General features: G+C 62.5%; 23 protein-coding genes. 8 read left to right on the top strand and 15 right to left on the bottom strand.

The features are described 5' to 3' along the window. Window positions 1-192 precede the first annotated feature (192 nt). The 4 genes from rsxC to metG all read right to left on the bottom strand — a co-directional run bounded on the left by rsxC (window position 193) and on the right by metG (window position 5,763). Window positions 193-2,454: an electron transport complex subunit RsxC gene (gene rsxC, locus N5J71_RS07710; RefSeq protein ID WP_279916628.1), complete on the bottom strand. Its 2,262-nt coding sequence runs from the start codon at window positions 2,452-2,454 to the stop codon at window positions 193-195. Then, window positions 2,451-3,026 (bottom strand): electron transport complex subunit RsxB, encoded by a 576-nt coding sequence (rsxB, locus tag N5J71_RS07705; protein WP_004423749.1) that lies wholly within the window; start codon window positions 3,024-3,026, stop codon window positions 2,451-2,453. The genes rsxC and rsxB overlap by 4 nt, the downstream gene beginning before the upstream one ends. Further along, window positions 3,023-3,607, bottom strand: coding sequence for an electron transport complex subunit RsxA (rsxA, locus tag N5J71_RS07700; RefSeq protein ID WP_004423752.1), 585 nt, complete (start codon window positions 3,605-3,607; stop codon window positions 3,023-3,025). The genes rsxB and rsxA overlap by 4 nt, the downstream gene beginning before the upstream one ends. A gap of 119 nt (window positions 3,608-3,726) precedes the next feature. After that, window positions 3,727-5,763, bottom strand: coding sequence for a methionine--tRNA ligase (metG, locus tag N5J71_RS07695; RefSeq protein WP_279916627.1), 2,037 nt, complete (start codon window positions 5,761-5,763; stop codon window positions 3,727-3,729). A 162-nt stretch (window positions 5,764-5,925) separates the two neighbouring features. Between metG and apbC the strand changes: the two genes are divergently transcribed. Further along, the gene (apbC, locus tag N5J71_RS07690) at window positions 5,926-7,014 is read left to right on the top strand and encodes an iron-sulfur cluster carrier protein ApbC (RefSeq protein ID WP_279916626.1); all 1,089 of its coding nucleotides are present in this window, start codon (window positions 5,926-5,928) and stop codon (window positions 7,012-7,014) included. 413 nt (window positions 7,015-7,427) lie between these two features. Here apbC and N5J71_RS07685 read toward each other — a convergent pair whose 3' ends face one another. After that, window positions 7,428-7,637: a cold-shock protein gene (locus tag N5J71_RS07685; RefSeq protein WP_004423761.1), complete on the bottom strand. Its 210-nt coding sequence runs from the start codon at window positions 7,635-7,637 to the stop codon at window positions 7,428-7,430. A 300-nt stretch (window positions 7,638-7,937) separates the two neighbouring features. Here N5J71_RS07685 and dcd point away from each other — a divergent pair, with 300 nt between their 5' ends. After that, complete coding sequence (dcd, locus tag N5J71_RS07680) at window positions 7,938-8,504, top strand: dCTP deaminase (protein WP_004423764.1); 567 nt, start codon at window positions 7,938-7,940, stop codon at window positions 8,502-8,504. Window positions 8,505-8,566: 62 nt separating this feature from the next. Here dcd and nadE read toward each other — a convergent pair whose 3' ends face one another. From nadE to N5J71_RS07665, 3 genes are read right to left on the bottom strand one after another with little or no spacing between them, the layout of a single operon-like run. After that, entirely contained in the window at window positions 8,567-9,394 is an 828-nt protein-coding gene (gene nadE / locus N5J71_RS07675; RefSeq protein ID WP_206408558.1) for an NAD(+) synthase, read from the bottom strand. Between the two features lie 10 nt (window positions 9,395-9,404). Continuing rightward, window positions 9,405-10,604: a nicotinate phosphoribosyltransferase gene (gene pncB, locus N5J71_RS07670; protein ID WP_128579694.1), complete on the bottom strand. Its 1,200-nt coding sequence runs from the start codon at window positions 10,602-10,604 to the stop codon at window positions 9,405-9,407. Further along, window positions 10,601-11,245, bottom strand: a complete 645-nt coding sequence (locus N5J71_RS07665) for a nicotinamidase (RefSeq protein WP_084341338.1) — start codon at window positions 11,243-11,245, stop codon at window positions 10,601-10,603. Before N5J71_RS07665 ends, pncB begins: the two co-directional genes overlap by 4 nt. 141 nt (window positions 11,246-11,386) lie before the next feature. Between N5J71_RS07665 and N5J71_RS07660 the strand changes: the two genes are divergently transcribed. After that, the gene (locus N5J71_RS07660; RefSeq protein WP_084341337.1) at window positions 11,387-12,079 is read left to right on the top strand and encodes an NUDIX hydrolase; all 693 of its coding nucleotides are present in this window, start codon (window positions 11,387-11,389) and stop codon (window positions 12,077-12,079) included. Between the two features lie 247 nt (window positions 12,080-12,326). Here the strand turns inward: N5J71_RS07660 and N5J71_RS07655 are convergent, their stop codons facing one another. The 4 genes from N5J71_RS07655 to N5J71_RS07640 form a co-directional block, all read right to left on the bottom strand. After that, window positions 12,327-14,840, bottom strand: coding sequence for a penicillin acylase family protein (locus N5J71_RS07655; RefSeq protein ID WP_279916625.1), 2,514 nt, complete (start codon window positions 14,838-14,840; stop codon window positions 12,327-12,329). A 99-nt stretch (window positions 14,841-14,939) separates the two neighbouring features. Next, on the bottom strand, window positions 14,940-15,401 hold the full coding sequence (locus N5J71_RS07650; RefSeq protein WP_279916624.1) for a DUF2489 domain-containing protein: 462 nt from the start codon (window positions 15,399-15,401) through the stop codon (window positions 14,940-14,942). A gap of 7 nt (window positions 15,402-15,408) precedes the next feature. Then, window positions 15,409-15,603, bottom strand: coding sequence for an SEC-C metal-binding domain-containing protein (locus N5J71_RS07645; protein WP_147810524.1), 195 nt, complete (start codon window positions 15,601-15,603; stop codon window positions 15,409-15,411). Window positions 15,604-15,620: 17 nt separating this feature from the next. Continuing rightward, window positions 15,621-16,118, bottom strand: a complete 498-nt coding sequence (locus N5J71_RS07640) for an LEA/WHy family protein (RefSeq protein WP_279916623.1) — start codon at window positions 16,116-16,118, stop codon at window positions 15,621-15,623. Window positions 16,119-16,309: 191 nt separating this feature from the next. Between N5J71_RS07640 and N5J71_RS07635 the strand changes: the two genes are divergently transcribed. Beyond that, entirely contained in the window at window positions 16,310-16,861 is a 552-nt protein-coding gene (locus N5J71_RS07635) for a hypothetical protein (protein ID WP_279916622.1), read from the top strand. A gap of 64 nt (window positions 16,862-16,925) precedes the next feature. Here the strand turns inward: N5J71_RS07635 and N5J71_RS07630 are convergent, their stop codons facing one another. Together N5J71_RS07630 and N5J71_RS07625 are read right to left on the bottom strand one after the other, a co-directional pair. Further along, window positions 16,926-17,408 (bottom strand): YchJ family protein, encoded by a 483-nt coding sequence (locus N5J71_RS07630; RefSeq protein WP_279916621.1) that lies wholly within the window; start codon window positions 17,406-17,408, stop codon window positions 16,926-16,928. Window positions 17,409-17,412: 4 nt separating this feature from the next. Continuing rightward, complete coding sequence (locus N5J71_RS07625) at window positions 17,413-17,910, bottom strand: DUF6231 family protein (RefSeq protein ID WP_279916620.1); 498 nt, start codon at window positions 17,908-17,910, stop codon at window positions 17,413-17,415. A 163-nt stretch (window positions 17,911-18,073) separates the two neighbouring features. On the opposite strand from N5J71_RS07625, the gene N5J71_RS22500 reads away from it, so the two are divergent. The 3 genes from N5J71_RS22500 (at window position 18,074) to N5J71_RS07610 (ending at window position 20,038) form a co-directional block, all read left to right on the top strand. Then, on the top strand, window positions 18,074-18,706 hold the full coding sequence (locus N5J71_RS22500) for an OmpA family protein (RefSeq protein WP_024307393.1): 633 nt from the start codon (window positions 18,074-18,076) through the stop codon (window positions 18,704-18,706). 272 nt (window positions 18,707-18,978) lie between these two features. Next, the gene (locus tag N5J71_RS07615; RefSeq protein WP_279916619.1) at window positions 18,979-19,284 is read left to right on the top strand and encodes a DUF1145 domain-containing protein; all 306 of its coding nucleotides are present in this window, start codon (window positions 18,979-18,981) and stop codon (window positions 19,282-19,284) included. Beyond that, window positions 19,277-20,038 carry a collagen pro alpha-chain precursor gene (locus N5J71_RS07610; protein WP_084341331.1) on the top strand — a complete coding sequence of 254 codons (762 nt, stop codon included), beginning with the start codon at window positions 19,277-19,279 and terminating at the stop codon, window positions 20,036-20,038. The genes N5J71_RS07615 and N5J71_RS07610 overlap by 8 nt, the downstream gene beginning before the upstream one ends. A gap of 37 nt (window positions 20,039-20,075) precedes the next feature. On the opposite strand, the gene N5J71_RS07605 is transcribed toward N5J71_RS07610, so the two are convergent. Next, window positions 20,076-20,540 carry a CopD family protein gene (locus N5J71_RS07605; RefSeq protein WP_279916618.1) on the bottom strand — a complete coding sequence of 155 codons (465 nt, stop codon included), beginning with the start codon at window positions 20,538-20,540 and terminating at the stop codon, window positions 20,076-20,078. Between the two features lie 139 nt (window positions 20,541-20,679). Here N5J71_RS07605 and dinG point away from each other — a divergent pair, with 139 nt between their 5' ends. Then, complete coding sequence (gene dinG / locus N5J71_RS07600; RefSeq protein ID WP_279916617.1) at window positions 20,680-22,824, top strand: ATP-dependent DNA helicase DinG; 2,145 nt, start codon at window positions 20,680-20,682, stop codon at window positions 22,822-22,824. The last annotated feature ends 2 nt before the right edge of the window (window positions 22,825-22,826 follow it).

Raw genomic sequence — 22,826 nt, 5'->3', positions numbered from 1 at the left:
GGCGCTCCGGTGGTTTTGTTGCTGCGTTCGTATTGAGCGCAGTGGTGTGTCGATTCCCCCGATGTTATCCAGGCTGCATGCGATGCCAAGGACTGTAGGAGCCGGCTTGCCGGCGATGCTTTTGGCCATGATCGCCAGCAAGCTGGCTCCTACAGAACGGTGCAGCAGCCCGAATGCAATCCGGGCCGGTTGTCAGGGTTGATATTCGTTCAGCTTGCGCTCCGCTTCGGTCAGGCGTGTGCGTGCCTGTTCCAGCGCCTCGCCAGCGGCGCTCTCGTCACGCTCCAGCTTGCGCAGGTCGGCGCGGGCGAAGGCCGCCTCGGTCTTCAGCGCCTTGAATTTTTCGTCCACGCCGGGGCGTTCGGTGCGTACCAGCTCCGGCGCCGGCTTGCCCGAGGCCGCCTCGGCGGCATGCAGGGCTTGCTCGGCGGCGGTCAGGGCATCGCGCAGCGGCTGCAGTGCGGCTTCGTCAGCGCCGGCCTTCTCGGCCTTCTTCAGTTCGGCGCGTTTCATCGCCAGCTCGACCTTGGCCTTTTTCAAGGCGTCGTCACCGGCGGGTTTGGCAGCGGGGGCGGGCGCCTGCTTCTCCAGGTCGGCAAGGGCTTTCTCGGCTGCTTCCAGTTGCTGGCGAACGCGGGTGATTTCGGCCTGCTGCTCGTCGTCCGGGTTCTCGATCTTTTCCAGCTTGCGCAGCTGGGCCTTGAGCATGGCGGCTTCGATCTTGGCTTTCTTCAGCACTTCGTCACCGGTCGGCTTGGGAGCCGGCGCCGGCGTCGGCGCAGGTGCTGCGGTCTGGGCGTCTGCCAGTGCCTGCTGTGCGGCTTTGGCAGCGGCGCGCAGCTCGCTGACCTGCGCCTGCAGTTCGGGCGTATCGTGGGCGGCCAGCTGTTTTTCCGCCTTTTTCAGCGCGACCTGGGCCATGCTGGCTTCGATCTTGAGTTTCTTCAGCGTTTCGTCGGCCGGTGCGGCTGCCGCAGCAGGGGGCGCTTCGGCTTGTGCCGCCTTGGCGCGGGCGGCCTTCTCGGCGCGGGCCTTGCGCTCGGCTTCCTTCTGTTCCTCGGCGCGGCGCAGGCGTTCCTGGCGCTGCTCGAAGCGCTGTTTGGAGTGCTCGGCCTTGAGCTGTTTCTGTTCCAGCTCGCGAATTTCCGCCTTGGCCGCGCGGTAGTACTGCACCAGCGGGATACTGGATGGACAGACGTAGGCGCAGGCGCCGCACTCGATGCAGTCGAACAAGTTGTGCGCCTTGAGCTGCTCGTGCTCCTGGCCCAGGGCGAAGAAGTGCAGTTGTTGCGGCAACAGGCTGGCCGGACAGGCCTCGGCGCATTCGCCGCAGCGGATGCAGGGCATGGCCGGCGGTGGCGGCGGCAGCTCGGCAGCGGTGCTGGCCAGCAGGCAGTTGCTGGTCTTGATCAGCGGTACGTCGAGGCTGAGCAGGGTGAAGCCCATCATCGGCCCGCCCATGATCAGGCGATTGAGTTTGCTGGTGTCCAGCCCGGCGAACTCCAGCAGCTCGCCCACCGGCGTGCCGAGCAGCGCCTCGACGTTACCCGGGCGCGTCAGCGCCTCGCCAGTCAGGGTGGTGATGCGCGAGATCAGCGGCTTGCCGTGTACCACCGCGTCGTGGATGGTCACGCAAGTGCCGACGTTCTGGCAGAGAATGCCGATATCGGCCGGCAGCCCGCCCGAGGGCACCTCGACACCGGTGAGAATCTGGATCAGTTGTTTCTCGCCGCCGGAGGGGTACTTGGTGGGAAACACCCGCACCTGGTAGCTGCGCTCGCTGCAGGCGTCGCGCACCGCGGCGATGGCCTCGGGCTTGTTGTCCTCGATGCCGATCAGCACCTGATCGGGCTGGATCAGCTGCACCAGGATATCGATGCCGGAAACCAGTTCGCCGGCGCGCTCACGCATCAGTAGGTCATCGGCGGTGATATAGGGCTCGCACTCGGTGCCATTGATGATCAGCGTGTGGATCTTTTGCGCCGGCCGCGCAGTGATCTTCACCGCGGTGGGAAAACCGGCGCCGCCCAGGCCGCTGATGCCGGCCTCGCGGATCAGCGTCAGCAGTTCGCCGGGCTCCAGGCTGCGGTAGTCAGGATGTGGCGCCAGTTCGATCCACTCGTCTAGGCCGTCGCTGTCAATGACGATGGCCGGCGCCAGTATGCCGGAGGCGTGTGGGTAGGGCTGTTCACCGATGAAGACGACAGTGCCGGACGTCGGCGCATGCAGCGGTACGCTGACCACGCCGTTGGCTTCGGCAATCTTTTCGCCCTTGCGCACTCGTTGGCCGACGACCACGCAAGGCTCGGCGACCGTACCGATATGCTGGCCTAGCGGCAACACCAGGCGTTTGGGCAACGGAGCCTGCTGGATCGGCGTGCGGTTGGACAGCTCCTTGCGCTCGGCCGGGTGGATGCCGCCGGGGATATCCCAGATCTTTTCCTGCGCGCTCATGCCGCCTGCTCCCGGTCACTGGCGATCAACTGGCCGGGCGCCAGCGGCTTGTCCCATTTCCAGCTCTGTACGGTGCTACCGACTTCGATCATGTCGATGCAGTCCACTGGGCAGGGCTCGACGCACAGGTCGCAGCCGGTGCATTCGCTGGCGATCACCGTGTGCATCTGCCGCGCCGCGCCTACGATGGCATCCACCGGGCAGGCCTGAATGCACTTGGTGCAGCCAATGCATTCGGCTTCACGGATGAAGGCGACCATCTGCGGCTTCTCGCCTTCCACCGCGTCCAGTGGTTCTGCTTCGACGTCGAGCAGATCGGCCAGCGCCTGGATGGTCGCCTCGCCACCAGGCGGGCACTTGTTGATCTTGTCGCCGCCGGCGATGGCCTCGGCGTAGGGCTTGCAGCCGGGGTAGCCGCACTGGCCGCACTGGGTTTGCGGCAGCAGGGCGTTGATCTGTTCGGCAATGGGGTCACCCTCGACCTTGAAGCGCACGGCGGCAAAACCAAGGATGGCACCGGCGATCAGGCACAGAGCAAGCAGGGCGAAGACGGCGACCAGCACCAGGCTCATAGCTTGATCAACCCGGTAAAGCCCATGAACGCCAGCGACATCAGGCCCGCGGTGATCATGCCGATGGCCGCGCCCTGGAAGGATTTCGGTACGTCGGCGATGGCGATGCGTTCACGCATGGCGGCGAACAGCACCAGCACCAGGGAGAAGCCCAGGCCGGCAGCGAAACCATTGGCGGTAGCGGTGATGAAGGTGAACTCGGCCTTGTTGGCATTGAGCAGGGCAACGCCGAGGACGATGCAGTTGGTGGTGATCAGCGGCAGGAAAATGCCCAGCACGCGATAGAGCAGCGGGCTGGTCTTGTTCACCACCATCTCGGTGAACTGCACCACTACGGCGATCACCAGGATGAAGCTGATGGTGCGCAGAAATTCCAGATCCAGCGGCTTGAGCACGTACTGCTGCACCAGGTAGCTGCACATGGCGGCCAGGGTCAGCACGAAGGTAGTCGCCAGGGACAGGCCGATGGCGGTTTCGATCTTCTTCGACACGCCCATGAACGGGCACAGGCCGAGGAACTGCACCAGCACGAAGTTATTGACCAGGATGGCGCTGACCATGATCAGGACGAGTTCGGTCATCGGGTTGCCGTCGAGTGCGCAAAGGCCATAGGAAAAGGGCGCCTATTATCGGGAAGCGCGTAGATGCAAACAAGCCGGCATTGGCCGGCTTGTTCGACGCCTATAAGCCTAGCTGGTGCTTACTTGACGCGCTGGCCAGGCTTGGCGCCGCTGTCCGGGCTGAGCAGGTAGATTTCCTCACCACCGGGGCCGGCCGCCAGTACCATGCCCTCACTGATGCCGAACTTCATCTTGCGCGGTGCCAGGTTGGCGACGTACAGGGTAAGGCGGCCTTCCAGCTTGCTCGGGTCCGGGTAGGCGGACTTGATGCCGGAGAACACGTTGCGCTTCTCGTCACCGATGTCCAGCGACAGGCGCAGCAGCTTGTCGGCGCCTTCGACGAACTCGCACTTCTCGATCAGGGCGATACGCAGGTCGACGGCGGCAAAGGCGTCGAAGTTGATCTCAGCGGCCAGCGGGTCCTTGGCCAGTTCGCCATTGCCCTGTGGCTTGGACGCTTCGGCGGCCAGGTCTTCCTTGGAGGCTTCGACCATGGCGTCGATCTTCGCCGGCTCGATGCGGGTCAGCAGCGGGTTGAACGGGTTCAGCTGGTGGTTGGCCAGCGGCAGCGAGAGATCGGCCCAGGTTTGTGGCTTCACATTGAGGAAGGCTTCGGCATCGGCGGCCAGCTTCGGCAGCACGGGCTTGAGCATGATCACCAACTGGCGGAACAGGTTGATGCCCAGCGCGCAGATTTCCTGCACTTCGGCCTGCTTGCCTTCGACCTTGTTCAGTGCCCAGGGCGCCTTGTCGGCGATCCAGGCGTTGGCGCGGTCGGCCAGCGCCATGATCTCGCGCATGGCGCGGGAGAAGTCGCGCGCTTCATAGGCCTCGGCAATGCTCGGTGCGGCGGCCTGGAAGGCGTCCCACAGCTCCGGCTCCGGGTTGGCGGCGACCAGCAGGCCATCGTTGCCCTTGTGGATGAAGCCCGCGCAGCGGCTGGCGATATTCACTACTTTGCCGACCAGGTCCGAGTTGACCTTCTGCACGAAGTCCTCGAGGTTCAGATCGAGGTCGTCCACGCCACGGCTCAGCTTGGAGGCGTAGTAGTAGCGCAGGTATTCCGGGTTCAGGTGGTCCAGATAGGTGCGCGCCTTGATGAAGGTGCCGCGCGACTTGGACATTTTCTGGCCGTTGACCGTCAGGTAGCCGTGCACGTTGACCGCGGTGGGCTTACGGTAGCCGGCGCCTTCGAGCATGGCCGGCCAGAACAGGGCGTGGAAGTTGACGATGTCCTTGCCGATGAAGTGATACAGCTCGGCGGTCGAGTCCTTGCCCCAGAACGCGTCGAAGTCCAGTTCCGGGCGTTTGCTGCAGAGGTTCTTGAAGCTGGCCATGTAGCCGATCGGCGCGTCCAGCCAGACGTAGAAGTACTTGCCCGGCTCGTCCGGAATCTCGAAGCCGAAGTAGGGGGCGTCGCGGGAGATGTCCCACTCCTGCAGGCCGCCATCGAGCCACTCGGCGATCTTGTTGGCCACCGCTTCCTGCAGCGCGCCGGAGCGCGTCCACTGCTTGAGCATGGCTTCGAAGTCCGGCAGCTTGAAGAAGAAGTGTTGCGACGCCTTGAGCACCGGTACCGCGCCGGAGATGGCCGAGCGCGGGTTCTTCAACTCGGTTGGCGAATAGGTGGCACCGCATTTCTCACAGTTGTCGCCGTACTGGTCCTCGGTGCCGCATTTCGGGCAGGTGCCCTTGATGAAGCGGTCGGCGAGGAACATGCCCTTCTCGGGATCGAAGTACTGGGTCACCGCGCGAGTGGCGATATGGCCCTTGTCGCGCAGCGCCAGGTAAATGGACGCGGACAGCTCGCGGTTTTCCTGCGAGTGGGTGGAGTGGTAGTTGTCGAAGTCCACCAGGAAGTCGGCGAAGTCGGCGGTGTGCTCGGCCTGCACGTTGGCAATGAGCTGCTCGGGCGTGATGCCTTCTTTCTCGGCGCGCAACATGATCGCCGAACCGTGGGCGTCGTCGGCGCAGACGTAGATCGCCTGATTGCCGCGCAGTTTCTGGTAGCGCACCCACATGTCGGTCTGCACGTACTCGAGCATATGGCCGAGGTGGATGGAGCCGTTGGCATAGGGGAGGGCGCTGGTAACGAGAATCTTGCGGGCTTCGCTCATGGTGATCGGCTGCACTGGTAAAACAAAGGGAGTCGGCAACTATAAAGCAGTGGACAGTTGCAAGCCACCTGCACCCGGCAAGCGTGGTCGATGTACCGCGCATGGTTCGATGCTGCTGCTATGATGCTGGCCTGTTTTTCCGCTGCCTTCTGGAGTCCATGCATGAGTGCCGTCACCCGCGAAGCGGTCGAAGCCTGTCTGCGTCAGTTCACCGACCCCCATCTCGATCAGGACCCGGTCAGCGCCGGTTGCCTGCGCGAGGTCGACATCCAGGGCGCGCGCGTCACCGTACGTCTGGAACTGGGCTACGCCGCCGGTTTGTTCAAAAACGGTTGGGCGCAGATGCTGCAGATGGCGCTGGAGAACCTCGATGGTGTCGACAGTGCGCAGGTAAAGGTCGATTGCGTGATCGACTCGCACCAGGGCCAGGCCCAGGTGCCGGCACTGGCCGGGGTGAAGAACGTGATCGCCGTGGCCTCGGGCAAGGGCGGAGTGGGCAAATCCACCACCGCAGCCAACCTGGCGCTTGCGCTGGCCCGTGAAGGCGCGCGGGTGGGTATTCTCGATGCCGATATCTACGGTCCTAGTCAGGGCATCATGTTCGGCATCGCCGAGGGCACGCGGCCGCAGGTCAGGGATCAGAAATGGTTCGTGCCGCTCGAGGCCCATGGTGTGCAGGTGATGTCCATGGCCTTTCTCACCGACGACAACACGCCGATGGTCTGGCGCGGGCCGATGGTCAGTGGCGCTTTGCTGCAGTTGATCACCCAGACCGCCTGGAACGACCTCGATTATCTGGTGGTGGACATGCCGCCGGGCACCGGCGATATCCAGCTGACCCTGGCGCAGAAGGTGCCGGTGGCTGGCAGCGTGATCGTCACTACGCCGCAGGACCTGGCGCTGCTCGATGCCAAGAAAGGCGTGGAGATGTTCCGCAAGGTGCACATCCCGGTGTTGGGCGTGGTGGAAAACATGGCCGTGCACATCTGCTCCAACTGCGGCCATGCCGAACACCTGTTTGGCGAGGGCGGCGGCGAGAAGCTGGCTGCGCAATATGGCGTCGAGCTGCTGGCCTCCCTGCCGCTGTCGATGGCGATTCGCATGCAGGCCGATGACGGCAAGCCCACCACCGTTGCCGATCCAGAAAGCCAGATCGCCATGATCTACCAGGACCTGGCGCGCAAGGTCGGCGCACGTATCGCTCTGGCTGGCAAACCGGCCATGCCCAGCATCGAGATCAGCGAGGACTAAAAGCAGCCGCGCAGCGGCTTTCTGATGACCCTCTCCCATTTATGGGAGAGGGTGCCCGAAGGGCGGGAGAGGGCAATGCAGGCGACTCGGTTCTGGCTTGGCTTTCCAATTGCCCTGCGACGTGGGCATCCTGCGCAGCTCTACCACCCGACTTAGTTCAAGCGTCGGAGTATCGAATTTGTAGGAGCGGCGCCCCGCCGCGAATCAGAGCGGCGCACATTTGAAAAGCTTCGCCCCGGGGCGGGGCTCCTACGAAAAGCTGCTTTGGCAGCCTTTCCTGCTTTTGTAGGAGCGGCTGGGCGGCATTCCGCTTCAGCCGCGAATCGCGGATAAATCCGCTCCTACAGGGCGTGCAAACACCCATAAAAAAGCCCCGCACTAGGCGGGGCTCTTTTCAAGCAGGTCAGCTCAGGTTAGACAACCTGAACTTCCTCAGCCTGCATGCCTTTCTGACCACGGGTGGCCACGAAAGTCACTTGCTGGCCTTCTTTCAGGCTCTTGAAACCATCGCTCTGAATGGCTTTGAAGTGTACGAAGAGGTCGTCACCGGATTGCGGGGTGATGAAGCCGTAGCCTTTCTCATCGTTGAACCACTTAACGGTGCCAGTCTGACGATTGGACATGTGATGTCTCCTAACAAAAGTAATAGCAGCCCTGGAAAAGCCCAGGCCGGGACTGAGTGCAACGAGTACTAGGAGTCGGACGATGTTTGGATCGAGATCTAGGCATCAAGTAGCGATTCGCGGTGACACATGCAGCACAGTGGGGACACCATACGTGTTTTTATCGCCAAGTGCGAATAGTCGATGCACCTTTTTTGCAAATAATCTCCGGCGCTGGAGGCTGCGCTCTTTGAAGCGTGGCGCCTGCATCGGTAAGATGCGCTCACTTTTCTTGCAATAGCCCACTCAGGACACCTCGCCATGAGCATCAAATCGGACAAGTGGATTCGCCGCATGGCCCAGGAACACGGCATGATCGAGCCCTACGTCGAGCGCCAGGTACGCGGTGCCGACGACAGTCGCGTCATCTCCTATGGCGTTTCCAGCTACGGCTACGACGTACGCTGCGCTGATGAATTCAAGGTGTTCACCAACATCCATTCGGCCATCGTCGACCCGAAGAATTTCGATGAGAAGAGCTTCGTCGACATCAAGAGCGACGTTTGCATCATTCCGCCTAACTCATTTGCCCTGGCCCGTACCGTCGAATACTTCCGTATTCCGCGTGACGTGTTGACCATCTGCCTGGGCAAGAGCACCTATGCGCGTTGCGGCATCATCGTCAACGTCACGCCGCTGGAGCCGGAGTGGGAAGGTCACGTGACCCTGGAGTTCTCCAATACCACCAACCTGCCGGCGAAGATCTATGCCAACGAAGGTGTGGCGCAGATGCTGTTCCTGCAGTCCGACGAGGCCTGTGAGGTGTCCTATCGCGATCGCGGTGGCAAGTACCAGGGGCAGACCGGTGTAACCCTGCCCAAGGCCTGATCGAACCTCCTGATGCGAAGAAGCCGGGCATTGCCCGGCTTCTTCGTTTCTGCCCTCTGCGATCAAGGCACCAGCGGCAGCTCGCGCTTGTGGCGGGTGGCGTCGTAGGTGCGCACGATGGTGGCATAGGCCTCGACGCTGACGGTCTCACCATGCAGGAAGGCGTCGATCTCGGCATAGGTCACGCCATGGGCTTCCTCGTCCGGTTTGCCCGGGCGCAATTCTTCCAGATCGGCAGTCGGCGTTTTCATCACCAGATGCTGCGGTGCTCCCAGGTGTGCGGCGATGGCGCGTACCTGTTTCTTCACCAGGCCAGACAGCGGGGCCAGGTCGCAGGCGCCATCACCGAATTTGGTGAAGAAGCCCATGACCGCCTCGGCGGCATGATCGGTGCCGATCACCAGGCCGTTGTTGGCATTGGCGATGGCGAACTGGGCGACCATGCGGATGCGTGCCTTGATGTTGCCGATCACGAAGTCGCGGCGGGCGTCGCTCAACTGTTGCAGGTGGCTGACCTGCTGGACCAGGCCGTTGACGCTGTCGGCAATGTTGACCGTGGTGTTCTCGTCAGCGCGGATGAAGTTCAGCGAGGCCTGGGCGTCGTGCTCGTCATGCTGGGTGTTGTGTGGCAGGCGTACGGCAATGAAGCGATAGCCCGCATCGCCGGTCTCTGCACGCAGCTCTTCGACCGAAAGTTGGGCCAGACGCCCGGCCGTGGTCGAGTCGACGCCACCGCTGATGCCCAGCACCAGTACCTTGAGGCCGGAATTCTTCAGGGTGTTCTTGATAAAGGTCTTGCGCCGTTCGATTTCGGCGCTCAGCGCTACCTCATCGGCGAACGGCGGCACGACGTCGAGGGCGGCGGCGATTTCGGCTTGGCGGTTGCTCATGTCTGGGTCCTCACTGGGTCACGCGAAAGACGTGTTTCAGGTAACTGACGAAATTCTCGTCGCGGCATTGGGTCTTGCCAGGCGTATCGGAAATCTTCGCCACCGGCTGACCATTGCAGGCGGTCATCTTGATCACGATGTTCATCGGAGTGACGCCAGGGATGTCGCAGGTCAGGTTGGTGCCGATGCCGAAGCTTACGTGGATTCGCCCGGAAAGTGCACGGTAGAGCTGCAGCGACTTGGGCAGGTCGAGCCCGTCGGAGAACACCAGGGTCTTGCTTCTGGGGTCGATGCCGAGTTTCTCGTAGTGGGCGATGGCTTTTTCCGCCCATACCAGTGGGTCGCCGGAGTCATGGCGCAGGCCGTCGAAGAGCTTGGCGAAATACAGGTCGAAATCGGCCAGGAAGGCATCCATGGTGATGCAGTCGGTCAGGGCGATGCCAAGTAACCCGCGGTATTCGCGCACCCAGCAGTCGAGTGCGGCGATCTGGCTGTCGATCAGGCGCGGGCCGAGTTGCTGGTGCGCCATCAACCATTCGTGGGCCATGGTGCCAATGGGCTTGAGGTCGAATTCGCGGGCCAGGTGCACGTTGCTGGTACCGACGAAACGCCCGGGGAAGTCGCGCTTAAGGATATGCACCGCCTGCTCCTGCACGCGGTAAGAGAAGCGCCGGCGAGTACCGAAATCAGCCAGCTGGAAGCCGGCCAGTTCGCTCGGCGAGGCTTCGGCCTTGAGCCAATCGAGCTTCTCGTACAGGCGCTCGGCGGCCTGTTCGAGCAGCACTTCGCGGTAGCGATAGCGGTTGCGCACTTCGCTGACGATGGCCAGCAGCGGTACTTCGAAGAGGATCACGTGCAGCCAGGGACCGCGCAGGCGGATGTTCAACTGGCCGTCTTCGATGCTGGTGTGCACGTAGCGCAGGTTGAAGCGGAACAAACTCAGAAAGCGGATGAAGTCGGGCTTGATGAAGGGAATGCTGTCGAGAAAGGCGAGCTGGTCGACGCTTAGACTCAGCTCGCTGAGACGTTCGATCTGGTAGCGAATCTCGGCCAGGTAGGGCGTCAGATCCTCGCTGCTGCGGCAGCGGAACTCCCATTCCACTTCGGCGTTGGGGTAGTTGTGCAGCACCGCCTGCATCATGGTCAGCTTGTAGAAGTCGGTGTCCAGCAGGTTCTGCACGGTGCGCTCGGCGAAGATGCTCTCGCTCATCGCAGGTTCTCCTTGGCGAGGGTGTCATCCAGCTGTTCCAGGCTGGTGGCAAGTGTGATGCCCTGTTCGCGCATGGCGATGCAGGCGGTTTCGGCCGTTTCGCTGGCAATGGCTCGGCAGGCCGGCAGATGCACGATCACCTCGAAGCCGGCGCGGCGCAGCTGCAGGGCGGTGGTCTTGACGCAGTAGTCCAGGGCCAGGCCGCCGACCAGAACGAGGTCGACGTCATTTTGCCGGAGAAACTCGATCACGCCCGTGCTGCGCTTCTCGGCCAGGTCGTGATAGCAGGCACCGTAGGGGTGCAGATCCGGTTCGACGCCTTTCCATACGAAGTAGTCGTAATCCAGCGGCGCGGGCAGGTCATCGAGCAGTTCGAAGCCGGGCGTACCAGGCACGCAGTGGCTGACCCAGGTCAGGTCTGCATTGGCCAGCGGCAGGGGGCGCAACATCTCATCGTGTTTGTCGACGACCCAGGCCGCTTGCGGGCTATGGGCATCCTTGCTGCCGATGCGCAGCTGGGCGCGTGCGGCCAGTTGGTTCAGCGCCGGGACGATGGTGTCGCCCTCGGGCACCGGTAGCTCGTTGGGGCACAGTGGGGTAAAGCCTTTCTGAGCGTCGACGTCGAAGCTGGCGATCTTCATGGTGCGCCTCCCTCTCTTGGGTGAGTGACTACATATTTCATCTGATGAAATATGTAGTCAGGTGTTTTCGCCAAATCCTGCGTGAAAAAATATGAGTTATTGGTCAAGATGAAATAAGTACATGAGGGAGCAAGCAACAGGATGAGTGCAGTTGAGGTGCTGGCCGGGGTAGATATCGTCGCTTTGCGTCTGAGCGAGGAGGGGACGCTACAGGTGCTTCTGTTGCGTCGCCAGCGTGAACCTTACGCTGGGCAATGGGCGCTGCCGGGCGTGCTGGTCAACGGCCGTTGTGCCGATGCCAGCCTGGACGCCGCCGCTGCCCGTGCACTGGCCGACAAGGCGCGCCTGCAACCGCAGTATCTGGAGCAGGTGGCGACAGTTGGTAATGGTGTGCGCGATCCGCGCGGCTGGTCGCTGAGCACCTGCTATCTGGCGCTGTTGGCGTCTGATGCGGAGCCACAGGATGAAAACCTGCGGTTCGTCGAGTTGGCGGGCGTCATTGCAGGGGAACAGGCATTGCCGTTCGACCACACGCAGTTGGTGCGTCTGGCGGCTGAACGGCTGCGGGGCAAGTCGGTCTACAGCTCGCTGCCGCTGTACCTGCTGGCACCGCGATTCACCGTGACCGATGCGCTGACGGCATTTCAGGGGTGTCTGGGGGAGCCTGTGCAACATACCACCTTGCGCGGGAGGCTGGAGCGGATGAAGGCGCAAGGCTGGATCAGTGATACCGGCGAGAAGAATTACCCGAAGATGGGGCGGCCGCAGAATCTGCTGGCGCATAGCCCGCACGCGGGTGAGGCGTTTATCTTCGACCGCAGCCTGCTGGCTTAGCAGGCGTTCTCTGAATTGCAGGCAAAAAAATAGGCGCCAGAGGCGCCAGGGGAGCATTTCAATCGATGCATAGTCTCTGAACCTGCTTTGTCCGAGAAGTTCCATTCGGTGATGGAAAAAAGCCATCTTTTTCTTCGGGCAAAAGAAAAGGCGCCAAGGGCGCCTTAAAACGATGATCTATGGAGTAAGTCGAATATTCAGAGTGGGGCGCTGAGGCAAAGGTTCAGCGCCGCCCGACGAACGGTCATTACTTGGCCGGCATCAGCAACAGGCGCTGGTTGCCATAGACCTTGTCCAGATTTTCCGCCTTGAACGGGAAGCTCATGTAGCCGCCCTTGAGCCATGCCTCGATGCCGTCGGCGTAGTGTGGGCTGGCTGGGTTGCCCGACTGCCCTGCGCTGTTGACGCCGACCAACGGCTCGTCGGCGGCAAAATCCACCACGATACGCATGGCCGGGATGAGGAAGGTATTGAAGTCCTGGCCCCAGGCGTAGGCAGAGACGTTCAGCGTGCTGTGGTCGCCCCCGGCCGGATAGGGGCCGCGATCCAGATAACCTTTCAAGGCGTTGATGCTGCTGCGCTGGCTGGCGCTCATGTAAGGCGCCATGCGCGTGGTGTCGGTCACCCACTCATAGGTGTGCAGCTTGCCCCATTGCCAGTTGCGACGCTCGGCGCCCAATCGGCTCTCCAGCAGCTCGATGCTGGCGGCCAGGCTGCGCGCGAGGATAGTCGGTTTGTCTTCCTGCTCTGGCGTGCGGATGTCATTCCAGAAGGGGCTGTCGGCACGGCCGAGCAGGTGGTCGGCCTGCGCCGAGTAGGAGGTGTTGGCGGCTTGCACTAGCGCCTGCCAGGCCGGGCTGTCTTCCGGGCCCAGTTCGTCGAGGAAGATCTGCCGTGCGCTTTCATGCAGGAAGGCGCCGTAGATGGCGGCATCGGCCGAACTGGCGGCAAGCTTGCCGTCGAACGCCAGCAGGCGCTTCAGGGCTTCATCGGCACGTGCGCGCTGGTCAGCCGGCAGGGCCGCGATGGCCTGGCGCAGCGAGTCGTGCATGGCCGGGTCATTGAACATGGCCTGCAGTTTGGCGACAAAGGGTGAGGTCTGGTCGTACTGCATGGCGATCATGCTGCGGCCATCGTGACGGCCATTGCCGGCCAGCTCGGCGATGCGTTCGGCGCGTTCCGGGTAGTACCAGGAGCTGGACAGTTGCATGCCGTAACCGGGCGGCACGCTGCGTTCGTTGGCGGTGCCCAGCCAGCCTTGCGGCGGGTCCTGATCATAAGGGTGCAGCATCGGGTCAGCGAAGCCGTCCCAGGCGTAGCGCTCGTCCCAGCCGGGGGAGGGCAGCAGGCCACGACCTTCGCGGCGATTCGGGTAGCGCCCGGTGACCTGCCAGCCGATATGCTGGGCGTCGGCGAAGACGATGTTCAGCGGCATGGCGCGGATCTCCCGCGTCGCCTCGAAGGCCTGGTCCACCGACTGTGCTCGCGACAGGTCGAAGAAGGCGTCGAGGCTCTGGTCACGCTCGAACTGGGTGGTTTTCAGCGCCAGGCCGTAGCCGCTCTGCAGCACCAGGGGCTGCAGCATATGCTTGCGTTCGCCCAGTACCGAGTTGAGCAGCGGCCCGTTGCGGGTTTCATAGAGGGTTTCACGAATCGGGCGTTGGCCCTTGATGAAAAAGGTTTCCTGGCGCTCCATCACTGGCAGCCACGTGCCGTTGGCCTGATACATCAGACGACTGCCTTCGCGCTTGATGCGCTCCAGGTAGATGTCCTGATTGTCGCCCATGACCATGGTCATGCCCCAGGCCAGCTTGCCGTTGTAGCCGGCCACAATGGCCGGCACGCCGGCCAGCGAGATGCCAGCAGCCTGGTACTTGGGCGAGCGAATCTGCACGAAATTCCACAGCGAAGGCATGCTCAGCGGCAGGTGCGTGTCGTTGGCCAGCAGGCTCTTGCCGCCACGGCTGCGCTGCGGGGCGATGGCCCAGTTGTTCGAGGCAGCAACGCCGAGCATGTGCTGGTCGGCGATCTGCGCTGCAGTGCGGGAAATTGCCTGCAGGCCTGGCAGCTGGCCCTTGAGGTCGAGGCCGGCGAGTTTTTCTGCTTCAGCAAAAGGCAGCGGCTCGTCCGGGTAGATCGGCAGCAGCCAGGGCAGCTTGTCGGCACCCACCTGCTGGGCCATGGTCAGTGCGGCGATCTCTTCCTGCAGGTTCACTGCCAGGCCGAAATTCAGCAGGCAGAACAGCAGTACCGAGTCCTCGGGCTTCCAGTACTCGGGGCGGTAACCGGACTCGGCCAGATCCATCGGCAGGCGGTTGCGATAGCGGAACATATAGGCGTTGACGCCACGCGAATAAACCTCAAAGAAGCGCTTCAGGCGCGGTGAGGCATCGGCGTAGAGGATTTCTGCGCTCTTTTTCAGGTTGACCGCGCGCATGAAACGGTCCATTTCCAGCACGCCAGGGCCGGCCATCTCGGCCAGGCGGCCCTGGGCCAGCAGGCGCATGCCGACCATCTGGCTGAGGCGGTCACCAGCATGCACATAACCGAGGGTAAAGAGGGCATCGTGGAAGGTGCTCGACTCGATCAGCGGCATGCCCAGGGCGTTACGCCGCACCGACGCACTTTCGGCCACGCCCTGAATGCGCTCGACGCCACGCGTGGGCGGCACGCTGTCGGCATAACGGCTGTTGAGCAGGGACTGGCAGCCGGCGAGGCTGGTCAGAGAGGCGGCAAGAGTCAGGCAGGCCAGCGCGCGCATGGCGAATTTCCTTGGTGTGCGGACGGTCGAGGCCGGTCGCGCAATGACCGGCCACAAAGGCGCCAAGTTAATGAGGCCAGTGAAGCCTGGCAAGAGGCCTCAGACGCTCGTTTGAGGCTTCTTCAGCCCTTCATCGAGTAACCAGCGCGCGGCGCTGCGTGCGGCGGCCTTGTGCTGCAGTTCCAGCTCGTTGAAGCGTTTTTCGAAGCGGCGCCGTTCGGTCTTGTCCAGAGCCTTCCAGGCTGCATGGGTAGGCACTTCGGCGGTGGCTTCGAAAAGCAGATGGAACACCTGGCAGCGGCTGTCATTGCTCAGGGCACTGTCATAGTTATCGAGCAGCACCTTGATGCGAATGGCGCCTTCGATCAGCGGCAACTGCTCGTCGAGCAGGCTGCTGGCGAGGATGCTCAGGTCGCCACCGAGACGCTGCTGGCGCTCCTGTTGCGCTTCATCACGGGCGCGCTGGGTGGCCCACACGCGGCGCCACAGGTGCCAGGCATAGGCGGCCAGCACGGCGATCAGCAGCAGGCCGCCAAGCAGGATTAGGGTCATGGTGCCCATGCGCGAGTCAGGCGCCGTGGCACTTCTTGAACTTCTTCTCGCTGCCGCATGGGCAAGGGTCGTTACGGCCGACATCCTTCAGTGCGTTGCGTACCGGCTCCTGATGGCCATGGTTGCAGTGCGGGCCATGTACATGGCCGTGATCGTGATGATCGTGATCATGGTTGCAGTCGGGGCCGTGGACGTGGGGTTGGTTGCTCATGGTGTCACTCGCACAGGTTATTCGGGGATGAAATCGCCGGGAATTATCTCGCCATTGCGCGCCATATGCACGCTACGGCCAAACAGCATGCCGGTTTTTACTTCACCTCGGAGGCTGTAGCGAATGGGCACGTCGGGTTTTTCCAGTGCCTTGACGATCTGTCGGACATGACGCCAGAGGTTGGTACGTACCAGCACCTCGAAAGTGTAGTGGCCGTGGGCGGGTACGGTGAACCACTCGTTGGAATAGCCTTCGGCGAGCTGGATGCCGTTGAGCTGGACGTTATAGTCCAGCCCGCGTACCGGCAGGCTGACGCCATTGGGATTGTCGATTCGAAAGCGCAGGCGAAACTCCTGCTCGAGCAGCCTGGCCTTGACCACGTCAACGTTGATGAGTTGGACGTCCGGATCCTTGAAGCTACCTGTTACCCAGGTGGAACATCCTGTCAGGCCTGAAAGCAGGCCTAAAAACATCAGTAGGATGGTAATTCTTATCATTTGCGCCTGAGAAAGCATTTCATACCCCCGTTGCGGCCCAGTGTAACAAGCAAGCGCTTGGCTGCAATGGGGTACAACCATTATTTTCAAGGCGATAGCGTGCCGGTCGCGGTCTGTCGGTAATCGATGAGGCGTGAATGAGACGTCTGCAGTGTCAGTGCAAAAGAACCTGCGCCATACTGAGCGGCGAATAGGACAGGAGTGTGACCATGAGTCGCTATGAGATCGCCTTCTCCGGGCAGCTGGTGCCGGGCGCCCAACCGGAGCTGGTCAAGGCCAATCTGGCCAAGCTGTTCCAGGCTGATGCTCAGCGTATTGCCCAGTTGTTCTCCGGGCGCCGCATCGTGATCAAGAACAACCTCGATGCGGCCGGGGCGGAGAAGTACCGGGCAACGCTGGAGCGCGCCGGTGCGCGGGTGGAGGTGGTCGATATGGACGTGCTGATCGAGGAGGTCGAGCTCGCACCGCCGCCACCTGTCGAGCCGCCTCCTGCCGTGGTGACTGCCCCTGCCGCCAGGGCCGGTCGCCTGCAGATTGCTCCGCGCGATGAATACATGGCGGCCTTCAGCGATGTCGATGCACCGGATTTCGGCATCGCTCCGGTGGGCAGCGATCTACAGGATGCCCGGCCTGACGTGGCTGCACCGGCGGTGGACCTGTCGCAATTCACGCTGGCGCCGGTCGGCAGTGATATGGGCCAGGCCACGTCCTCGACACCTGCGGCAGCACCGGATACCTCGCACCTGAAACTGCTGGACTGATCGTCCAGCAGGCAAGTGCCGTGAGTGGTGCAGGCTGTCACGGCGTTTTCATCTGTGATGCGTGTCAGCCGTGCAGATACGGTGCGCAGCACTTCTTGAATTTCTGCCCACCCTGGCAGGGGCAGGGATCATTGCGCCCAGCTTTCAGGGGCACTGTCGGATCGAGGAAATACCAGCGCTCTGCTACCTGCACGAAGGCGGAGCATTCGCGATGCCGATGCTCGCCTTGTGCGTCATGCCAGCGGGCGATGAAGGTGACCTGCGCGTGCTCCGGCTTGCCGCCGAACACCTCGCCACCCTCAACTTCCAGGCCCAGCCAGGTGCTCTGGGCGCTCCAGGCGGCCATGGCCTCACGGTCGAGCGCCTGCTGTTGAGCGGGTAGGGTGGTGGCTATCAGATAATCCACCAGGCCCAGCACATAGGCGCTGTAACGAGAACGCATCAGCCGTTCCGCGCTGGGGGCGTGGGTGCCGGCATGATAATGACCGCAGCACTGGCTCAGTGGATTGCCGCTACCACACGGACAATTGGAGTCGAGAGGGTTCATCGCTCTACCACCAGTACTTGCCGAAATTTTCCGGGTTGGCCCAGAACTTTGCGTTCAACCAGTCAGGAACTTGCTTGTAATCGAGCAGATCGTAGGTGAACAGATGCAGGGTCTGTCCCTCGCGCTGGAACTGTTCACTGGCTTGCATGGCCAGGGCGAAAAAGTCGGTTTCCTGCCAATCACCTGCCTTGAGGTCGAGCAACACGCCGACCCTGCTGGCGTTGAGGTTGCGAATGCCACCCAGTAGTTGCAGTCCTTCGCGTTTGGGTAAGTGCTCCAGACAGTCGATCAGAATTGCCAGGTCGAAGCGCTGTGCGGCCAGTTCCGGCGCCAGGGGAGCCGCGGGTGCAGTGGTGATCTGACACTGCGGGTGAGCGTCGCTAAAGGCGTTGACTGCGGGTAGTTCGCTTGCCCCGAGCAACAGCAGTTTCTCGGGGTTGTAGCGGGCAAGCAGTGCCGCAATGGCCTGCTGTGGAGTACGGGTGCTAAGGCTGGCGGTCATCGAACTTCCTCGAAAAGTTTGCAAAGACTAACGTGGTGTCGGTATCTGGCCTAGAGTGAGAGAAAATTATCCGCAGAAGCTGCTATAGCTGGCGGATTGTACAACTCCTGTCTTTACTACTATCGAGTCGGTTATGGGCCGATGAACATTGGAGACCTAAAGTATGAGTATCACAAGGAACGCAGTACCCCTGATTCTGGCTAGTACCATGCTGACCGGCTGCGCCGGCTTGCAGAAGACCGACTGGCCCACCTGCGCGGCGGTAGGCGGTGTTGGTGGTGCTGCATTAGGGGCAATCGAAAGTTCTACCTGGGCGGGCGGTGGTGCGCTGGTAGGCGCCGGCATGGCTGCGGCCTATTGCTGGGTGCATGGCGCCGAAGCTCAGCAGGTTGCCGTTGTCGAAGAAGAGGTCATGGTCGAGGAAGTTGCCGTTGCCGAGCCGGCTGAAGCTGTCCGCGTCGAACTGGACGTCAAGTTCGACTTCGACAAGGCCCAGGTCAAGCAGGAAAGCTACGGCGATATCAAAGCGCTGGCCGACTTCATGAAACAGTACCCGCAGACCAGCACCGTGGTTGAAGGTCACACCGACTCCGTGGGCAGCGATGCCTACAACCAGGGTCTGTCCGAGCGCCGCGCCAATGCCGTTCGCGAGGTACTGGTCAACCAGTACGGTGTAGAGTCCGGCCGCGTTCAGGCGGTTGGCTATGGTGAGAGCCGTCCGGTTGCTGACAACGCCACTGCTGAAGGCCGTGCCATCAACCGCCGGGTTGAAGCTGAGGTCGAAGCTCAGCCGTAAGGCGTTCGCTCAAGCCTGGCAAGGCGTTATCCACAAAGGCACGACCGGTTTCTACCGGCCGGGCTTTTTTGTGTGTACGACTCCGGCTGCACGGGGAGGCGCGTGCCCAGGGGATGTTCTGTGGCAAGGTCTGAGTGGGACTGTTCGAGCCTGCTTCTGGAGTTTGCGTGCGTCAAACAAAGTCATGAAAAAACTGTCGTCGCTATGGCAGTCCCGGTGGTGAGGGGGTAACGTGCAGCGCTAACTAGAAAAAGCGCTGCACGAGGGCGGGGATGAAAGCATTGTTGAGAATGGGCAAGGCGTTGGCCTTGATCTTCTGGCTGGTCTTCGGGGCCGCCTTGAGCAAGCGTTTGGAGGCCCCTTTCGAACAGCTCGTTTACCTGCTGGCGGGTTTTCTGGCGTTCTTGCACGTCGCGCAGTTATGGCTGTTTTCCAGCCTTGTGGCGGCGCGGGCCAACCCCTGGCTGGATCGTGTACAGGTCCTGCTGTTCGGCATTTTTCACCTCTATCCGCTGAAGACCGAGCAAGGGCCTGAAAGCGCTGCTGCTACAGTGCTTGAGGAGGCGGCTCATGCGTAGTCTCGCTCTGTTGCTCTGCCTGTTCGCAGGTCCGTCGTTGGCCGCTACGCAGGTCACGGTGGCGTCCAATACGCTGATGCGTTTGCCGGTCGCCAGTAGCAGCCTGCAGCTCGAACGGCTGGAAGTGGCGGATCAGGCGACCCTGATGATCCCGGCAACGGTGACCGAGTTGCATATCGGTGAGTTGCTGATGGGCCGCGACGCGCATATTGGCGTTGCGCCCAGCGATCAGCCACTGCGACTGGTGGTAGAGGACGCCAATATCGGCCCGGGCGCCTGGATCAGCGCCAAAGGTGCCGCTGGTACTTACACCCGGCCAGCCACGGCTGGGCGGGAGATCAAGCTCAAGCTGCACAAGCTGACATTCGAATCCTTGACTCTCGATGTGCGTGGTGGTCAGGGCAGACCGGGTTATGCCGGGCTCGATGGCGCGCATGGGCAGCCGGGTGGTTGCACCTGGGGTCAGGCCAGTGCTGGCCACGATGGTCAGGACGGCACCGATGGGCATGAAGGTGCTGCAGGCGGTAGCGTGGTGCTGGAGGTGCCGCACCATGTCGAGGTCGAGCGCATGCAGGTATTGCTCGATGGCGGCGCGGGTGGTGCCGCCGGTTCGGCGGGGCGCCCCGGTCGTGGGGGCGCTGCCAAGGGCTGCCTGCTCTACGGCGTAGAGGGTGCGGCCGATGGCAAGCCTGGCCAGCCTGGGCGCGAAGGTGCGGCGGGCCGCAGTGGTGCCGTGCAGGTCTTCCGTTTCTGAATCATCGCTGCTGCCTGGGTTCGCCAGGCAGCAGCAGTCAGAATACCGGGCGCATGGCCGCCAGCGTCATCAGTGCCAGGCCGATCAGCAGGTTGCTGCCGACCAGCCTGCGAATTCGCCCCAGCATCTCACCGCCTGCCGGCCAGTTCTCGCTCTCAACGGCGCGCCGCAGCTCCGGTAGCTGCAGTGCTTGAATACGCAGGAACAGGGCGAGCATCACCAGGTACAAGCCCATCATGATGTGCACATAGCGCGGTGCGGCATCGAAACCGGCATAGCTCATGTGCAGCATGCCGATGCCAGTCAGGGGCAGGACTGCCACCGCTCCCCAGACCCAAACGAAGAAACGTTTGAACACACTCAGCCATAGGCGCAGGCGTGCTGGCGGCTCCAGTATGTCCACCGCCGCCGGGCGCAGGATTATCCAGGCGAAGAACATCCCGCCAACCCATACGACGGCGGCCAGCAGGTGTAGCGCATAGAGTGGTGCGTAGGGTGTCATGCGGTATCTCCAGGGGGCCGTTTGGCAGGTCGGTTCATTCGATTGGCACGCGACTCAGCGCCAGATCGACAGGCGCGCTATGATAGCGGCCGCTCCGCGAATACTGAAAATTTATCCAGCCTTTTTCGTTTCAGAATCCATGCTCAGTACCGAACTCAAGTCCCAGATCCAGGGCGCCTATTCGCGCTTTCTCGAGGCCAAGTCGCTCAAGCCGCGCTATGGCCAGCGCTTGATGATCGCCGAGATCGCCAAGGTGCTCGGCACCATCAAGACCGATGACGAGGGCAAACGTCTGGGTGATCCGGCCGTGGTCGCGGTCGAGGCGGGCACCGGTACCGGTAAGACGGTGGCTTACAGCCTGGCCACCATTCCCACGGCCAAGGCTGCCGGCAAGCGTCTGGTGATCGCCACCGCGACGGTCGCCCTGCAGGAGCAGATCGTGCACAAGGATCTGCCGGATCTGTTGCGCAACAGCGGCCTGAACTTCAGCTTCGCCCTGGCCAAGGGTCGTGGCCGCTACCTGTGCCTGTCCAAGCTTGACCACCTGCTGCAGGACGGCGCCGCGCAGAGCGCCACCGCGCAGTTGTTCGAGGAAGAAGGTTTTCGCATCGATGTGGATGAACAGGGTCAGAAGCTGTTCACCGCGATGATCGAGAAGCTCGCCGGCAATAAATGGGATGGCGACCGTGACAGCTGGCCGGAGGAACTGGAGGACGTGAGCTGGGCGCAACTGACCACTGACCATAGCCAGTGCACCAACCGCCACTGCCCGAATTTCCAGCAGTGCGCCTTCTACAAGGCGCGCGAGGGCATGGGCAAGGTCGACGTGATCGTCACCAACCACGACATGGTGCTAGCCGACCTCGCGCTCGGCGGCGGCGCAGTACTGCCTGACCCGCGCGAGACCATCTATGTGTTCGACGAGGGCCATCACCTTCCGGACAAGGCCATCGGCCACTTCGCCCATTTCACTCGCCTGCGTTCCACCGCCGACTGGCTGACCCAGATCGACAAGAACCTGACCAAGCTGCTGGCGCAGAACCCGTTGCCGGGCGATCTCGGCCGCCTGATCGAACAGGTGCCGGAGCTGGCCCGCGAGCTCAAGACCCAGCAGCAGTTCATGTTCACCGCCTGCGAAGAAATCGCCGACTTCAAGGCCGGCGAAGACATGGAAGGCCGCGAGCGCCCGCGTCACCGCTTCGTCGGCGGTGTGGTGCCGGAGCACCTGACTGAGTTGGGGCTGGAGCTGAAGAAGGGCTTCTCCAAGCTCAATGACCTGTTCACCGGCGTTACCGAGCTGCTCAAGGAGGCCATGGACGGCGAGGGCGCCGTGGGTATCGCCAGCCACCAGGCCGAGGAGTGGTATCCGCTGTTCGGCAGCCTGATGGCGCGAGCCAAGGGCAACTGGGAGCTGTGGCTGGCTTTCACCGCTGAAGACCCCGAGGAAAGCCCGCCCATGGCGCGCTGGCTGACCCTGGCCGAGAGCGGTGCGCTGTTCGACATCGAGGTCAACGCCAGCCCGATCCTCGCCGCCGAGACCTTGCGCCGCAACCTGTGGAATGTTGCCCATGGCTGCTTGGTGACGTCTGCGACCCTGACCGCGCTGGGCACCTTCGATCGCTATCGCATGCGTGCCGGGTTGCCCAAGGTGGCGGTCGCGGCGATAGTGCCAAGCCCCTTCCATCATGCCGATGCCGGCTTGCTGCGGGTACCGGATCTGAAGGCCGACCCGCGCGAGGCGGCTGCGCACACGGCGGCCATCATCCGCGAGCTGCCGAACCTTGTGGCCGGCAGTCGCGGCACGCTGGTGCTGTTTTCCTCGCGCAAGCAGATGCAGGACGTGTTCGACGGCCTGGATCGCGACTGGCGCAAACGGGTGTTCATCCAGGGCAACCTGTCCAAGCAGGAGACCCTGAACAAGCACAAGGCACGCGTCGATTCAGGTGAGGAAAGCGTGCTGTTCGGCCTGGCCAGTTTCGCCGAAGGTGTCGATCTGCCGGGTGCCTACTGCGAGCACGTGGTGATCGCCAAGATACCCTTTGCCGTGCCGGATGATCCGGTGGAAGCGGCGCTGGCCGAGTGGATCGAGGCGCGTGGCGGCAATCCCTTCATGGAAATCGCCGTACCGGATGCCTCGCTGCGCCTGGTGCAGGCCTGCGGCCGCCTGCTGCGCACCGAGGCCGACCGCGGCACCATCACGTTGCTGGATCGCCGTGTGGTGACCCAACGCTACGGCAAGGCCATCCTCAATGCCTTGCCGCCGTTCCGCCGGCAGATCGACTGACT

The sequence above is a fragment of the Ectopseudomonas oleovorans genome (genome assembly GCF_029845265.1).
GTDB lineage: Bacteria > Pseudomonadota > Gammaproteobacteria > Pseudomonadales > Pseudomonadaceae > Aquipseudomonas > Aquipseudomonas oleovorans.
Note: the sequence above shows the minus strand (reverse complement) of the source record. Positions and strands in the feature narration are given on the sequence as shown.